Raw genomic sequence first — 13,976 nt, forward strand, 5'->3', positions numbered from 1 at the left:
CACCCGCTTTTGCTCGGACAGGGCGTAAGATGGGGACGGGGCCTGCTGCCCCGACCTCTTCTTGCCGGTGCTGTCGAGCTGGCTTCCTGCCTACTTGTTGCGGAGACCGATGGCCATGGTCCGTATCGAACTGAGCATCGACCTCCACTACGACGTGGATGGTTACGGTGCCGATTTCATCTTCAATTTCCAGGCGGCCCGTACCGCCAGCCAGCATCTCCTCGATGAGCGCCTGGGAGTTTTTCCGGCAATGCCCACCGCAAGTCACACCGATGCCCTGACCCAGGCCCGTTTCCTGCGTCTGGCGGCGCCGCCGGGGCATCTGCATCTGGGCTATCGGGCCAGCCTGGAGCTGGTGCATTTCCTGGCGGCCCCGGAGCTGCTGGCGGAAGTGCCGGTGGCGTGCCTGCCGCCGGAGGTGCTGCCCTATCTCTATCCCAGCCGCTACTGTCCCTCGGACCGGCTGGGGAGGCTGGTGATGGCCGAGTTCGGCGGCCTGCCCCGGGGATACGGGCGGGTCATGGCGATTCAGGAATGGGTGCAGCGCCAGGTGCGTTTCCAGGGCAACAGCAGCAACTCCAACACCTGGGCTCTGGATACCCTGATCGACCGGGTCGGGGTATGCCGGGATTTTGCCCATCTGATGATTGCCCTGTGCCGGGCCCTGAGCATTCCCGCCCGCTTCGTCACGGGGATCGACTATGGCGCCGACCCGGCCCTGGGACCCACGGATTTTCATGCCTGCGTGGAGGTTTTCCTGGATCAGCGCTGGTATCTCTTTGATCCTTCGGGCACCGCCATTCCCATGGGCTTCATCCGCATCGGCACAGGCCGGGATGCGGCAGACGTGTCCTTTGCCACCATTTTTGGCAACGTCACCTCTCAGGCGCCGATCATCAGCATCCGCGCGCTGGAGGATCAGGCTGCCGGTTGGGAACTGCCCTACCGGCGTAGCGAGGCCCTGTCCACCGATTCAGGCTCCGGGTTTGTCGTGGCCTGATGTGCCAGCACCAGAAGCCAGCACCAGAAGCCAGCACCAGAAGCCTGCGGCTGTTGCGGCCCTGCCGGGCTGTCGCTATCATCCGCGCCGCCGATGAAGAAAGCGAGAGTGCGCCCATGGCCAGACCCATGACCTACGAGCAGTACCTGGATGAAGTGAGCACGCTGCTCACCGAGATCTACACCATGGAAGACGATGCCGCGATCCAGATGGTGATGCGCGCCCAGGCCGACGATTTTTTCAGCGGCCATGACGACGACCCCAGTCTCTGCACCCAGGAGCGGGCCGAACGGGATGTGCGTCAGATTTTCAAGTCGTACCCGCTCAAGCCGCGCTAAAAGGGCCTCGAGAGCAAGGCTGCTGGTATCTCGAGGGCGCGTCAGGCGCGCGGGGGAGCCAGGTTGTCCCGCAACATTTCCATGAAGGCCAGGGTGCGGGCTGGCAGCAGGCGGCGGCCCGGGGTGATGCTCCAGACGGTGATGCCGGGCAGGGACCACTCGGGCAGCACCCGCTGCAGCCGGCCCTGGACCACCCAGGGCTGGGCCAGCCGGTCGGCCAGGCCGACAATGCCCAGGCCGTGCGCCGCCAGGTTGCGCTGTAAACCCAGCGAGTTGGAGGTCAGCGGGCACTTCGGATGTCCTTCCCATCTTTCTGCCTCCCGGCTCAGCCGCCACGGCAGTACCTCACCGACGCCATTGACAAGGGCCAGGCCCACATGTCCGGCCAGTTCGTCCGGGTGCTGGGGCGGGCCGTAGCGGGCCAGATAGGCCGGGCTGGCGTAGAGGCCGTTACCGAATTCACACAGTTTCCTTGCGACCAGGGTGCCGTCGTCGGGCAACTGGGTGGCAATGCGCACGGCCAGATCGAAGCGTTCCGCGATCAGGTCCACCCGGCGGGGAGACAGGTCCAGATCCAGGCGCACTTCCGGGTAATCCGCGGCGAAGCGCAGCAGCAGCGGGGTGAGGTCCAGTTCCACGAAATCCGGCGGCAGGGCGACCCTGAGCTTGCCCCGGGGGGTTTCCTGCCGGTGCTGGGCCAGGGCCATGGCGGCATCGGTCTCTTCTTGCAGGCGCCGGGCATGTTCCAGGATGCGCTCGCCGAATTCGGTGACGGCGAGACGGCGGGTGCTGCGCAGCAGCAGTTTTTCCCCCAGCCGTTCTTCCAGGCCGGAAATGCGGCGCGACAGGGTGGATTTGGGCAGCCGTGTCAGTTCGGCGGCTTTGGAAAAGCTGCCGGCTTCGAGAGTGCGGGCAAAGAGGATCAGATCGTGGGCGTCCTGGCTCATGGCGATTGTTCCGTTGGTGGAACGATAGTAACCAGTTTACGCCCTTCTGTTGCTCAGGATTGGCTAATAGAATGTACCAGGGCAGCGACATCGCTGCCCCTTACCAGGAGAGCACACCATGAACATTCTGCAGATCAACACCAGTGCCCGCACCAGCGGCGCCAATTCCACCCGTCTGGCCGACCTCGTCAGCGCCCGCTTGCGGGTCTTGCAGCCCGAGGCTGGTCTGAAAGTGCGGGATCTGGCCCGTGATCCGCACCCGGTCCTGGATGCCCCGTCGCTGGCGGCCTTGTTCACCCCCGCCGAGCAGCGCACGGCGGAGCAGGCCGCCCGGGTGGCCCTGGATGATGCCCTGATTGCCGAGGTTCAGGCAACCGATGTCATCGTGCTGGGCGTGCCCATGTACAACTTCGGCGTGTCGGTGCAGTTGAAGTCATGGATCGACGCCATCGCCCGGGCCGGGGTCACCTTCCGCTATACCGCCAACGGCTCCGAAGGCCTGCTCCAGGGCAAGAAGGTCTATGTGGCCCTGGCTCGGGGCGGCATCTACCGGGACACTCCGGCAGATACCCAGGTGTCTTACCTGAAGATCTTGCTGGCCTTCCTGGGGATGAGCGATGTGACGTTCATTTACGCCGAGGGTCTGGCCCTGGGCGGTGATGCGGAAGACAAGGCCTTTGCCGAGGCCGGGGCACAAATCCAGGCCCTGTCGCTCTGAGTTCCTGCTCTGAGTTTCCTGCTCTGAGTTTCCTGAAGTTGCATCGAACCTCCGCATCGGGCCGTGGAACGCCGGGTGCAGGGAGCGGCGCTGGTGCCGCCCCTCTTTGGGAATCGCCGGGGATCGGTCAGCCGAGGTTGGCGCCTGCCAGCTTCACCCCGAAGCCGATGAACAGGCTGCCCACGGCCCCGTTGGTGCAGGCCGTCAGCCAGCGCGCCTTCCTGATCCGGCGGGCCAGGAGCGCCCCGCCGAAGATCAGGGCGGTCAGGTAGAGCCCGCTGCAGACCTGCACGATCCCCCCCAGAATCAGGAAGGACAGGGCAGGGTGGGGGTAGTCCGGGGAAACGAACTGGATGAAGAAGGAAACGAAGAACAGGATCGCCTTGGGATTGGTCAGGTCGATCAGCAGGGCGGTGCAAAAGGGGCGGGAGGCGTCCAGTCGGGAGTTCTCCTCGCCGGTTGCAGCGCAGTCGTCCCGCCAGGTCTGCCAGGCGGCCCGCAGCAAGTTCAAACCCAGCCAGGCCAGATAGGCCGCCCCTGCATATTTGAGCCCCATGAACAGCAGGGGCGAGGTCTTGAGCAGGGAAGCCAGCCCGGTCACCGAGAGCATCATCAGGATCGTGTCGCCCAGCAAGATGCCGGCCGCGGCCCGGAACCCCGTGCTCACGCCGCGGCGCGATGCCACCGTCATCACATAGACGGAATTGGGGCCTGGCAGCAGCACGATGAAGATCGTGCCGAGGATGAAGGTGCAAAGGTCGGTGATGCCGTAGCTCATGGGATAGTTCCTGTCTTCAAGCGGCGGGGGTCAGGGAAATTTTCTGGCCGTCCGGGCCCACCACCCCGTCCCGGCCCTGATGCTTGGCGGCGTACATGCGCTGGTCGGCCCGCTGTACCAGGGTCTCCCAGTCGGTGATGCCGTCTTCCTGAGTGTCGGCCAGGCCGATGGAGGCGGTCAGGGGGGTGCCGTCGGGGCGCAGGCCCAGGTGCTGCTCCCGCAGCCTTTGCAGCAGGGGCAGGACATTCTCGTCCGGGGTATCGGGCAGGACGGCGATGAACTCCTCGCCACCCCAGCGGATCAGCAGGTCGCTGCGGCGCAGGCCCTGGCGCACGCCCTCGGCCAGGTGGCGCAGGCACTGGTCGCCGGCATCATGGCCATACTTGTCGTTGATGCTCTTGAAATGATCCAGGTCGAGAAAGGCTACGCTCAGGGGCTTGTCGGACAGGGTGCTGAGGCGGAACAGCAGGCTCAGGGCCTCCTCGCCGGACTGGCGGGTGTAAGCGCCGGTGAGCGGGTCGTGCATGGCCTTCAGGACCAGGGTTGCCATGTAGTGGCACTGGCTCATGCCCGAGAACATGGAAACCCCGAGCATCATCGTCATGAACCAGAGGGCGCCGCCATATTGTTCCAGGCTGAGGTTCTGGCCGCCGAGCAAAAAGGTGAGCACGCCCGTGACGATCACGGGCAGGGCCAGGGCGATGGTTTCCAGCGCGGTCAGGGGAAAGATGGCCAGCCCGCCCAGGACGATGGTGGGCAGATAGCCATAGAGCTGGGTTATCAGCCGCTGCTTGTCCGTGGCGTTGGCCGTCGCCAGCATGTCGGCGGAAAGCAGGTGGAACAGGGGCGGAATCAGGAGCAGGGCCAGCAGGGTCACTAGGGCCTGGGGATAGGGCCGGGTGGTGGAGAGTTCCCGGGGCCAGGCCAGGGCCACGAACAGGGCGGCAGAGAGCAGGCGCAGGGCGACCATGCGCCAGGCAACGGGGGCATCGAAAACCAGCAGGTCCACCCCCGAAAACAGGGGTACCAGCACGGCAAACAGGGCGGCGATGAGCCGGACCCGGGCGAGGATCACCGAGGCCGCGTGGCGTTGCAGGTGGGGCGAGCGTTCAACCGGGAGCAGCAGCCCGAGCAGTTGCCCGGGGCTCAGTTGGGCCGGGGCCACGATGTGCTGGAAGATGGACTGCCAGAGCTTGGGCACTTGAGTATCCCGGGTGTCAGAGTGTAAATGGGGGCTTATCTTAGCCCCATTTGTACCGTTCAGCCCCATTTGCACCGTTCAGCCCCATTTGCACCGGGCTGACGCTTTCGGCAGGCCGCCGCCCTGTCCCGATTCCCTGGTCCGATTCCGGGGCGGATCAGGGCAGATCAGGGCGGATCAGGGCGGATCAGGGCGGATCAGGGCGCCAGCCGGGCGAGGGCCCAGGCGACATGTTCCTGCACCAGCGGCGAGGCGTGGCCTTTTCTCTGTTCCAGGGCCGCCAGGGCCGCCGGGGTGGCGGGGCCGTTGCCCAGGGCCACGGCGAGGTTGCGCAGCCAGCGTTCATGGCCGATGCGGCGGATGGGACTGCCCGCCAGCCGGTCCTCGAACTCCCGGGCTTCCCAGGCAAAGAGGTCCACCAGGGAGGCCCGGTCCAGCCCCTGGCGGGGCGCGAATTCCGGGTCGCCCAGCCGGGCGAAGCGGTTCCAGGGGCAACCTAGCTGGCAGTCGTCGCAGCCGTAGATGCGGTTGCCGATCTGCGGCCGCAGCGCCTCGGGAATGGCGCCCGCCAGTTCGATGGTGAGGTAGGAGATGCAGCGGCGGGCATCCACCTGATAGGGGGCGATGATGGCCTGGGTGGGGCAGGCGGCAAGGCAGGCGGTGCAACTGCCGCAGTGGTCTCGTTCCGGCGCGCTCGTAGGCAGGGCCAAGTCGGTGTAGATTTCGCCGAGAAAGCGCCAGGAACCTTGGCGCGACAAGAGGAGGCTGTGCTTACCGCGCCAGCCGAGGCCCGCCTGGCGGGCGAACTCCACTTCCAGCACCGGCGCCGAGTCGCAAAACACCCGGTAGCCGAAGGGGCCGATGGCGTTTTCCATGCGGCTGGCCAACTTTTGCAGGCGGCGACGCATCACCTTGTGGTAGTCGCGCCCCAGGGCGTAGCGGGAAATGTAGGCCCGCTCCTGGTCGGCGAGGTTGGCGAGGTTGGCGAGCGCAGGCGACAGGCCGGCTTCGGGCCAGTAGTCGAGCGCCACGGAAATCACCGTGAGGGTGCCGGGCAAGAGCGCCTGGGGCTGGCTGCGCAAGGCGGCGTGGCGCGCCATATAATCCATCTCCCCGTGCCGGCCGGCGGCCAGCCACCCGGCCAGGCGGGCGGCGGCATCCCCGACCTCGGCCCGGGCGATGCCGAGCCGCGCAAACCCCAGTTCCCGGGCCCAGTCGCCCAGGTCCGCAGCCAGTCGAGTCAAGGAGTCCGTATCATGCATGAGCCGCAGTGTACCCGTGAATTGAGCCTGCCCGACGAGGCCGCCACCCAGCGTCTGGGCGGGCTCATGGCCCAATCTATCCGGCCGGGGCTGGTGATTTATCTGGAAGGGGACCTGGGCGCGGGCAAGACCACCCTGGTGCGGGCCCTGCTGCGGGCCCTGGGCCACACCGGGCCGGTCAAGAGCCCTACCTATGCGCTGGTTGAAGTTTACGTGGTTTCGAGCTTATACTTGTATCACTTTGATTTTTATCGCTTCGGTTCGCCGGAGGAATTTGTTGATGCAGGCTTGGGCGAATACTTTCGCAAAGATTCGGTCTGTCTGGTGGAGTGGCCGGAAAAAGCGGCGGGCTATGTCCCGCCGGCAGATCTGCGCCTCGCCATCCGGCATCAGTCCGCTGGACGCCGGGTCCGCCTGTTGGCCTGCAGCAAGGAGGGTCTGCCATGTCTGACAAGTCTCTACGCAGCCTGGGACGCCGCCGACTCCTGCATTTCGCCGGGGCCAGCCTAGCGCTATCCGTCACCTCCCTGGCGCTGGCGGCGCCGCGCAATCCCTCCATTCTGGCGGTCCGGGTCTGGCCGGCGGCCGACTACACCCGGGTCACCCTGGAGCACGACGCGCCCGTCAAGTTCACCCATTTCACCGTGGAAAATCCCGACCGGCTGGTGGTGGATATCGAAGGCATCGAATTCAACAAGGTGCTGGAAAGCCTTTCCGGCAAGGTTTCCGACAGTGACCCTTACATCAAGCTGCTGCGGGCCGGGCGTTTCAAGCCGGGCGTGGTGCGGCTGGTGATGGAACTCAAGACCAGGGTGGCGCCCCAGGTCTTCACCCTGGCGCCCGTCGGCGAGTATGGCCACCGGCTGGTGCTGGACGTGTATCCGGAAAATCCGGTGGACCCGCTGCTGGCCCTGCTCGAAGAGCAAAGCCGCAGCGACCGCCCCTTGCGCGAGGCCGAAGAACTGAAACTGGAGGAACCGCCCAAATCCCCGCCGGGCAAATCCTCTGGCACGGACAAGCCCTCTGATCCGGGCAAGCCCTCGGGTACCGGCAAGTCCAGGGTCAACCGTCTCATCACCATCACCCTGGACCCCGGCCACGGCGGCGAGGACCCGGGGGCGGTGGGCCAGGGCGGCACCTACGAAAAAATCGTGACCCTGGCCATTGCCCGGCGCCTCAAGGCCAAGCTCGAGCGCCAGGCCAATGTGCGCGTCGCCCTGACCCGCGATGGCGACTTTTTCGTGCCCCTGGGAACCCGGGTGCAAAAGGCCCGCCGGGTGCAGTCGGATCTGTTCGTTTCCATTCATGCCGATGCCTGGATCAAGCCCGAAGCCCGGGGCTCTTCGGTGTTCATCCTGTCTGAAAAGGGCGCTTCGAGCACGGCGGCGCGCTGGCTGGCCCAGAAGGAAAACGATGCCGATCTGGTGGGCGGCGTGAATCTCAATGTCAAGGACCCGTTCCTGGCCCGTACCCTGCTCGATCTCTCCCAGACCGCCACCAGCGCCGACAGCATGCGTCTGGCCAAGGCCGTGCTGGGGGAACTGGGGGGCATCAACCGCCTGCACAAGACCAATGTCGAGCAGGCCGGCTTTGCCGTATTGAAGGCGCCGGACATTCCTTCGATCCTGGTCGAAACCGCCTTCATCTCCAATCCGGAAGAAGAGCGCAAACTGGCCGATGAGCGCTATCAGGACCAGATGGCCGAGGCGCTGGTCCGGGGCGTCCTGCAATATCTGGAGCAGAATCCTCCTCCCGCCAAATCGCCGATGGCCCGGTTGGGTTGAAGCCTCCGCACCGCTGGCCCGGACGGTAGTGCAGAAGCCGCCGTGCAGAAGCAATACCGGGCAGCGGCCGTCGAAACGGTATAATTGCCGCTTTTTTCGGCAGCATCTTCGTCCATGCTCGTTTTTCGCGGTTTCCACCGTCCATCCCCTTCTGCCACCGTGCTCACCCTGGGTAATTTCGACGGGGTGCATCGGGGCCACCTGGCTTTGCTGGAGCGCCTCAGGACGGTGGCCCAAGCGCATGGACTGCCCGCCAGTCTGGTGACGTTCGAACCGCATCCCCGCGAATTCTTTGCGCCCGACTCGGCGCCGGCGCGGCTCACCACCTTGCGCGAAAAGCTCCGGTATTTCACCCTGGCCGGGGTGGAGCAGACCTATGTGGCCCATTTCAATCAGGCTTTTGCCGGCTTGAGCGCCGATGCTTTCGTGGAACAGATTCTGGTGCAATGCCTCCAGGTCCGCCATGTGATCATCGGCGATGACTTCCGCTTCGGCGCCGGCCGCTTGGGGGATTTTGCCTATCTCCAGGCTGCGGGCCGCGCCTGCGGCTTTGCCGTGGAGGCCATGAAAAGCGTGGTACTGGGGGGCGAACGGGTTTCCAGTTCGGTCGTGCGCCAGGCCCTGGCGGAGGGCGACATGGCCAAGGCCGCTACCTTGCTGGGGCGCCCCTACGCCATTGACGGCCGGGTGGTGCATGGCCGCAAGCTGGGCCGGCAACTAGGCTTTGCCACCGCCAACATCTACATCCGGCACAACCCCCTGCCCATGAGCGGTGTGTTTGCCGTGCGGGTGCTAGAGCCCGGCGGCCCGGTTCGCCAGGGGGTGGCCAATCTGGGCATCCGCCCCACCCTGGGGGGGACCCGGCCCCTGCTGGAAGTGCATATCTTCGATTTTCAGGGCGACATTTATGGCGCCCACCTGTCCGTCGAGTTCGTGCACAAACTGCGCGACGAAATGAAGTTTTCCGACCTTTCTGCCTTGCAGGCCCGGATTGCCGCCGATGCGGTAGCGGCCCGGGCCTTTTTCAGTGCTGAGTGAAACCATGGCCGATTACAAGACTACCCTGAACCTTCCCGATACCGCCTTCCCCATGCGCGGCGACCTGCCCAGGCGGGAACCCGTCTGGGTGCAGCAATGGCAGGACAAGAAGCTGTACCGGAAGATCCGCGAGATCTGCGCCGGCCGGCCCAAGTTCATCCTGCACGACGGCCCCCCCTACGCCAACGGCAGCCTGCATCTGGGCCACGCCCTGAACAAGATCCTCAAGGACATCATCGTCCGTTCCAGGACCCTGGCGGGTTTCGATGCGCCCTATGTGCCGGGCTGGGACTGCCACGGCCTGCCCATCGAGCACAAGATCGAGGTCATCCACGGCAAGAACCTGCCTGCCGACAAGGTGCGGGAACTGTGCCGCGCCTATGCCGCCGAGCAGGTGGAAGTGCAGAAGAAGGAATTCATCCGCCTCGGCGTGCTGGGGGATTGGGACAACCCTTACCTGACCATGAACTTCGTCAACGAGGCCGGCGAGATCCGCGCCCTGGCCGAGATGGTCAGGCAGGGCTACGTCTTCAAGGGCCTGAAGCCGGTGAACTGGTGTTTTGACTGCGGCTCCGCCCTGGCCGAGGCCGAGGTGGAATATGCCGACAAGAAATCCCCCACCATCGACGTGGCCTTTCCCGTCAGCGCGGCCGATGCCCCCAAACTGGCCGCCGCCTTCGGCCTGGGCGCCCTGCCCAAGCCCGCCCATGCGGTAATCTGGACCACCACGCCATGGACCATCCCGGCCAACCAGGCTCTCAACATTCACCCCGGGCACGAATACGCCCTGGTCGATGTGGGTGACCGCCTGCTGGTGCTGGCCAAGGAACTGGTGGCAGATTGCCTGAAGCGCTACGGCCTTGAAGGCACGGTGCTGGCGACGACCAGGGGCAAGGCGCTGGAACTGCTCGAATTTTGCCATCCGCTATATGACCGCGTCGCCCCGGTTTTGCTCGCCGACTACGTCGGCCTGGATGCGGGCACCGGCATCGTGCACTGCGCCCCCGCCCACGGCGTGGACGACTTCAACGCCTGGCATGCCTACGGCCGCAGCAGCGACGAGATTATTTCCATCGTCAAGGGTGACGGCGTCTATGTGGACGAGCTCCCCTTCTTCGGCGGCCTCTCCATCTGGAAGGCCAACCCGGTCATCTGCGACAAGCTCGGCGCAGTGGGCTGCCTGCTCTCCCACGGCAGCGTGATGCACAGCTACATGCACTGCTGGCGCCACAAGACCCCGGTGATCTACCGGGCCACCGCGCAATGGTTTGTCGGCATGGATCGCCTGCCGCTCGATGGCAAGTCCCTGCGCGAAAAAGCCCTGGCCGGGGTCGAGGCCACCGCCTTCTATCCGGCCTGGGGCAAGCCCCGCCTGCACAACATGATCGCCAACCGGCCCGACTGGTGCATCTCCCGCCAGCGCAACTGGGGCGTGCCGATTCCCTTCTTCCTGCACAAGGAAACGGGGGAACTGCATCCGCGCACCGTGGAACTGATGGAAGCCGTGGCCCAGCGCGTGGAAAAGGAGGGCATCGAAGCCTGGTTCAAGCTGGATGCCGCCGAGCTCCTGGGGGCCGAGGCCGCCCAGTACGACAAGATCAGCGACACCCTGGATGTCTGGTTCGACTCCGGCACCACCCACTGGCATGTGCTGCGGGGCTCCCATAACGACGGCCACGCCACCGGCCCCCGGGCCGACCTCTACCTGGAAGGCTCGGACCAGCACCGGGGCTGGTTTCATTCCTCCTTGCTCACCGGCACCGCCATCGACGGCCACCCGCCCTACCGGGCCCTGCTCACCCACGGCTTCACGGTGGATCAGCAGGGGCGCAAGATGAGCAAGTCCCTGGGCAACACCATCTTGCCCCAGGAAGTCTCCGACAAGATGGGCGCCGAGATCCTGCGCCTGTGGGTGGCCGCCACGGATTATTCCGGCGAGCTGGCCATGTCCAGGGAAATCCTGGCCCGGGTGGTGGAAGCCTATCGCCGCATCCGCAACACCCTGCGTTTCCTGCTGGCCAACATCGCCGACTTCGACGCGGCCAAGGACATGCTGCCGGTGGACGAATGGTTCGAGATCGACCGCTACGCCCTGGCCCTGACCCGCCAGCTGCAGACCCAGGCCCAGGCCGACTACGACCGCTATGAGTTCCACCGCGTGGTGCAGGCCCTGCAGACCTTCTGCTCCGAGGACCTGGGCGGCTTCTGGCTGGACATCCTGAAGGACCGCCTGTATACCACGGCGCCGGCCTCCAGGGCCCGCCGCTCGGCCCAGAGCGCCCTGTGGCACGTGACCCAGAGCTTCATCCGCCTGATGGCGCCGATCCTCTCCTTCACCGCCGAGGAAATCTGGCAGATCCTCTCCGGCGACGCGGACCAGTCCATCATGTTCCACACTTGGCACGAGCTGCCGGCCCAGGATGGCGAAGGCGAGCTGCTGGCCAAGTGGAAACGGATCCGCGAGGTGCGCGGCGAAGTCACCAAGGCCCTGGAAGCCCTGCGCGAAGCAGGCCAGATCGGCTCCTCCCTCCAGGCCGAAGTCACCGTGACCGCCGCCGGCGAGCAATATGCCACCCTGGCCAGCCTGGGGGATGACCTGAAGTTCGTCTTCATCGCCTCTGCCGCCCATCTGCAACAGGGGCCTGCCGCCGTCCAGGTGCAACCGGCCACGGGGACCAAGTGCGAACGCTGCTGGCATGTGCGCGAGGACGTGGGTGAGGATGCCGGACATCCCGAACTGTGCGGCCGTTGCATCAGCAACCTGTATGGCGACGGCGAGGTGCGGAACCATGCCTGAGCCGGGCCGGAACTTCTGGGGCTGGCTGGGTCTGGCGGCAGGGCTGATCCTGCTGGATCAGCTCAGCAAGCAGGCGATCCTGGCCTGCTTCCAGCCGGGGGAGAGCCTGCCCCTGACCTCCTTCATCAATCTGGTGCTGGCCTATAATCCCGGGGCGGCTTTCAGCTTCCTGGCGGGGGCCGGGGGCTGGCAGAAGTGGTTCTTCGTGGCCCTGGCCCTGACCATTTCCGGCTGGATCATCCGCATGCTGCGGGCCCATCCGGAACAAAAGCGCCAGAACTTCGCTCTCACTTTGATCCTGGGCGGGGCTATCGGCAACGTGATCGACCGCATCCTGTATGGCGCAGTGGTGGATTTCCTCGATTTCCATGTCGCAGGCTGGCACTGGCCTGCCTTCAACGTGGCGGATTCCGCCATCACCATCGGCGCCGTGCTGCTGGTACTCGATCAGTTGCAAGCTGGGCGCAGGAAACGAGGCGTATCCGTGTAAGCGACACGCTCGCCATGGTCCTCCATCGCAATTCGTCTGGATTACTGGTCGGGCTTACGTCGGGCTTATGTCGGGCTAACTCGTCGGGTTTACTGGTGGCAAGACCGGTCACGCCGCCATGAAGCCAGTTCTAGAGCCCCTGATGCCAGAGTTGCGCGATCTGCCTGTCAACGCTGAATCCCTCATTGAGGCTGGAAATAAATGACACAAAACCGCATTCCCCCCGGCCAGCATCTGGCCCCTGAATTTCCCGTCCTGGACCTGGGCATCCGCCCTGATATCAGCCATGCAGACTGGCGCCTGCGCCTCCATGGCCTGGTGGCCCGGGAAGTGGAACTGGATTGGCCGGCGCTCCAGGCTCTCCCCCAGATCAGCGCTACATCCGACTTCCACTGTGTCACCACCTGGAGCACCCTCGACCTGACTTGGGAAGGCGTGCGCGCCAGCGTGGTGCTGGCCCTGGCCCAGCCGCTTCCCGAGGCCCGCTTCGTCAGCCTGCAGGGTTACGACGGCTATACCACCAATCTGCCTTTGTCCGCCTTGCTGGACGAGGATGTACTCATCGCCCACGGCGTCAACGGCGGCCCCCTGGCTCCGGCGCACGGCGGCCCGGTGCGGCTGGTGGTGCCCCGGCGTTATGGCTGGAAGAGCGCCAAGTGGCTCAAGGCCATTGAATTTCTCGCCGCGGACCGCCCGGGTTTCTGGGAGGTGCGCGGTTACCACAACGAAGCCGACCCCTGGCTCGAAGAAAGATTTGCCTGATGACGACCCCCTCCACCGCGACGGCCCCCAGCGTCCGCTCCGACAGCTTCCTCACCCTGCACTACCGGGTTTGTGCCCTGGATGGCGAGGAATTCCTGTCCACCTTCGAGATGTCCCCCTCCACCTTGCAGATGGGCAGCGGCCAACTGGCGGAAAGCCTGGAACGCTGCCTGATCGGCCTGCCCGAAGGCGAGCGTTTCGTCTTCGACCTCGAACCCGAGGAGGCTTTCGGCGTCCCCAATCCCCGCCTGGTGGAGCGCATTGCCCTCGCCGCCCTGCCGCCCGGCATGGCACTCAAGGAAAACTCCGTGGTGGAATTCACCGCTCCCGACGGCCAGTCCTTCTCCGGCTTCCTGCGTGAGCTGGATGCCACCCACGGCCTGTTCGACTTCAACCACCCCCTGGCGGGCAAACCCATCCGCTTCGAGGTGGAAATCATCGGCATCCTCTGAATATGGAAATCCTTCTCGCCAATCCTCGTGGCTTTTGTGCCGGCGTGGAACGGGCCATTGCCATTGTTGAAAAAGCCCTGGAAAAATTCGGGGCACCCATCTACGTGCGTCATGAAGTGGTGCACAACAAGTTCGTCTGTGACGGCCTGCGCGCCAAGGGCGCCATCTTTGTCGAAGCGCTCAACGATGTGCCCACCGGCAGCACGGTGATTTTCAGCGCCCACGGCGTTTCCAGGGCAGTGCGTGAAGAAGCCGAAGCCCGGGGCCTCACGGTTTTCGATGCAACCTGTCCTCTCGTGACCAAGGTCCATGTGGAAGTAGGCAAGATGCGCACCCAGGCCCGTGAAGTCGTGATGATCGGTCATCGCGGCCACCCTGAAGTGGAAGGCACCATGGGCCAGAGCCAGGG

14 protein-coding genes and 1 pseudogene are annotated in these 13,976 nt (G+C 65.2%); 11 read left to right on the forward strand and 4 right to left on the reverse strand.

What is annotated here, in order from left to right:
* Positions 1 to 115: 115 nt before the first annotated feature.
* Both WBH99_RS12865 and WBH99_RS12870 read left to right on the forward strand, forming a co-directional pair.
* Complete coding sequence (locus WBH99_RS12865) at positions 116 to 1,000, forward strand: transglutaminase-like domain-containing protein (RefSeq protein WP_424220491.1); 885 nt, start codon at positions 116 to 118, stop codon at positions 998 to 1,000.
* 116 nt (positions 1,001 to 1,116) lie between these two features.
* Complete coding sequence (locus WBH99_RS12870; protein WP_424220492.1) at positions 1,117 to 1,338, forward strand: hypothetical protein; 222 nt, start codon at positions 1,117 to 1,119, stop codon at positions 1,336 to 1,338.
* Between the two features lie 41 nt (positions 1,339 to 1,379).
* On the opposite strand, the gene WBH99_RS12875 is transcribed toward WBH99_RS12870, so the two are convergent.
* Positions 1,380 to 2,285 (reverse strand): LysR substrate-binding domain-containing protein, encoded by a 906-nt coding sequence (locus WBH99_RS12875; protein ID WP_424220493.1) that lies wholly within the window; start codon positions 2,283 to 2,285, stop codon positions 1,380 to 1,382.
* 118 nt (positions 2,286 to 2,403) lie between these two features.
* On the opposite strand from WBH99_RS12875, the gene WBH99_RS12880 reads away from it, so the two are divergent.
* Positions 2,404 to 3,003, forward strand: coding sequence for an FMN-dependent NADH-azoreductase (locus WBH99_RS12880; protein ID WP_424220494.1), 600 nt, complete (start codon positions 2,404 to 2,406; stop codon positions 3,001 to 3,003).
* Between the two features lie 127 nt (positions 3,004 to 3,130).
* Here the strand turns inward: WBH99_RS12880 and leuE are convergent, their stop codons facing one another.
* From leuE to queG, 3 genes are all read right to left on the reverse strand, one after another.
* Entirely contained in the window at positions 3,131 to 3,781 is a 651-nt protein-coding gene (leuE, locus tag WBH99_RS12885; RefSeq protein ID WP_424220495.1) for a leucine efflux protein LeuE, read from the reverse strand.
* A 16-nt stretch (positions 3,782 to 3,797) separates the two neighbouring features.
* Entirely contained in the window at positions 3,798 to 4,982 is a 1,185-nt protein-coding gene (locus tag WBH99_RS12890; protein WP_424220496.1) for a diguanylate cyclase, read from the reverse strand.
* 197 nt (positions 4,983 to 5,179) lie between these two features.
* Positions 5,180 to 6,244: a tRNA epoxyqueuosine(34) reductase QueG gene (gene queG / locus WBH99_RS12895; protein ID WP_424220497.1), complete on the reverse strand. Its 1,065-nt coding sequence runs from the start codon at positions 6,242 to 6,244 to the stop codon at positions 5,180 to 5,182.
* On the opposite strand from queG, the gene tsaE reads away from it, so the two are divergent.
* The 8 genes and pseudogenes from tsaE to ispH form a co-directional block, all read left to right on the forward strand.
* The gene (gene tsaE, locus WBH99_RS12900) at positions 6,239 to 6,754 is read left to right on the forward strand and encodes a tRNA (adenosine(37)-N6)-threonylcarbamoyltransferase complex ATPase subunit type 1 TsaE (protein WP_424220498.1); all 516 of its coding nucleotides are present in this window, start codon (positions 6,239 to 6,241) and stop codon (positions 6,752 to 6,754) included. The two genes, queG and tsaE, sit on opposite strands and share 6 nt — an antisense overlap.
* Positions 6,688 to 8,028: an N-acetylmuramoyl-L-alanine amidase gene (locus WBH99_RS12905; RefSeq protein WP_424220499.1), complete on the forward strand. Its 1,341-nt coding sequence runs from the start codon at positions 6,688 to 6,690 to the stop codon at positions 8,026 to 8,028. The genes tsaE and WBH99_RS12905 overlap by 67 nt, the downstream gene beginning before the upstream one ends.
* A gap of 114 nt (positions 8,029 to 8,142) precedes the next feature.
* Positions 8,143 to 9,066 carry a bifunctional riboflavin kinase/FAD synthetase gene (locus WBH99_RS12910; RefSeq protein ID WP_424220500.1) on the forward strand — a complete coding sequence of 308 codons (924 nt, stop codon included), beginning with the start codon at positions 8,143 to 8,145 and terminating at the stop codon, positions 9,064 to 9,066.
* 4 nt (positions 9,067 to 9,070) lie between these two features.
* The gene (ileS, locus tag WBH99_RS12915) at positions 9,071 to 11,863 is read left to right on the forward strand and encodes an isoleucine--tRNA ligase (RefSeq protein WP_424220501.1); all 2,793 of its coding nucleotides are present in this window, start codon (positions 9,071 to 9,073) and stop codon (positions 11,861 to 11,863) included.
* Positions 11,856 to 12,353, forward strand: a complete 498-nt coding sequence (gene lspA / locus WBH99_RS12920) for a signal peptidase II (protein ID WP_424220502.1) — start codon at positions 11,856 to 11,858, stop codon at positions 12,351 to 12,353. The genes ileS and lspA overlap by 8 nt, the downstream gene beginning before the upstream one ends.
* A gap of 201 nt (positions 12,354 to 12,554) precedes the next feature.
* A complete protein-coding gene (locus tag WBH99_RS12925; RefSeq protein ID WP_424220503.1) occupies positions 12,555 to 13,115 on the forward strand; it encodes a sulfite oxidase-like oxidoreductase in 561 nt (186 codons plus the stop codon).
* Entirely contained in the window at positions 13,115 to 13,567 is a 453-nt protein-coding gene (locus tag WBH99_RS12930; protein WP_424220504.1) for an FKBP-type peptidyl-prolyl cis-trans isomerase, read from the forward strand. Before WBH99_RS12925 ends, WBH99_RS12930 begins: the two co-directional genes overlap by 1 nt.
* A gap of 2 nt (positions 13,568 to 13,569) precedes the next feature.
* Positions 13,570 to 13,976, forward strand: a pseudogene (gene ispH / locus WBH99_RS12935) (4-hydroxy-3-methylbut-2-enyl diphosphate reductase); the annotation flags it as partial.

The organism is Azovibrio sp., assembly GCF_049658005.1.
Classification (GTDB): Bacteria; Pseudomonadota; Gammaproteobacteria; order Burkholderiales; family Rhodocyclaceae; genus Azovibrio.

Excerpts from the sequence above, each read along its gene's own strand:
- WBH99_RS12870 (WP_424220492.1), top strand. The coding sequence starts at position 1,117 with ATGGCCAGACCCATGACCTACGAGCAGTACCTGGATGAAGTGAGCACG.
- WBH99_RS12905 (WP_424220499.1), top strand. The coding sequence starts at position 6,688 with ATGTCTGACAAGTCTCTACGCAGCCTGGGACGCCGCCGACTCCTGCAT.
- ileS (WP_424220501.1), top strand. The coding sequence starts at position 9,071 with ATGGCCGATTACAAGACTACCCTGAACCTTCCCGATACCGCCTTCCCC.
- tsaE (WP_424220498.1), top strand. The coding sequence starts at position 6,239 with ATGCATGAGCCGCAGTGTACCCGTGAATTGAGCCTGCCCGACGAGGCC.
- queG (WP_424220497.1), bottom strand. The coding sequence starts at position 6,244 with ATGCATGATACGGACTCCTTGACTCGACTGGCTGCGGACCTGGGCGAC.
- leuE (WP_424220495.1), bottom strand. The coding sequence starts at position 3,781 with ATGAGCTACGGCATCACCGACCTTTGCACCTTCATCCTCGGCACGATC.
- WBH99_RS12910 (WP_424220500.1), top strand. The coding sequence starts at position 8,143 with ATGCTCGTTTTTCGCGGTTTCCACCGTCCATCCCCTTCTGCCACCGTG.
- WBH99_RS12930 (WP_424220504.1), top strand. The coding sequence starts at position 13,115 with ATGACGACCCCCTCCACCGCGACGGCCCCCAGCGTCCGCTCCGACAGC.
- WBH99_RS12875 (WP_424220493.1), bottom strand. The coding sequence starts at position 2,285 with ATGAGCCAGGACGCCCACGATCTGATCCTCTTTGCCCGCACTCTCGAA.
- lspA (WP_424220502.1), top strand. The coding sequence starts at position 11,856 with ATGCCTGAGCCGGGCCGGAACTTCTGGGGCTGGCTGGGTCTGGCGGCA.
- WBH99_RS12880 (WP_424220494.1), top strand. The coding sequence starts at position 2,404 with ATGAACATTCTGCAGATCAACACCAGTGCCCGCACCAGCGGCGCCAAT.
- WBH99_RS12865 (WP_424220491.1), top strand. The coding sequence starts at position 116 with ATGGTCCGTATCGAACTGAGCATCGACCTCCACTACGACGTGGATGGT.
- WBH99_RS12925 (WP_424220503.1), top strand. The coding sequence starts at position 12,555 with ATGACACAAAACCGCATTCCCCCCGGCCAGCATCTGGCCCCTGAATTT.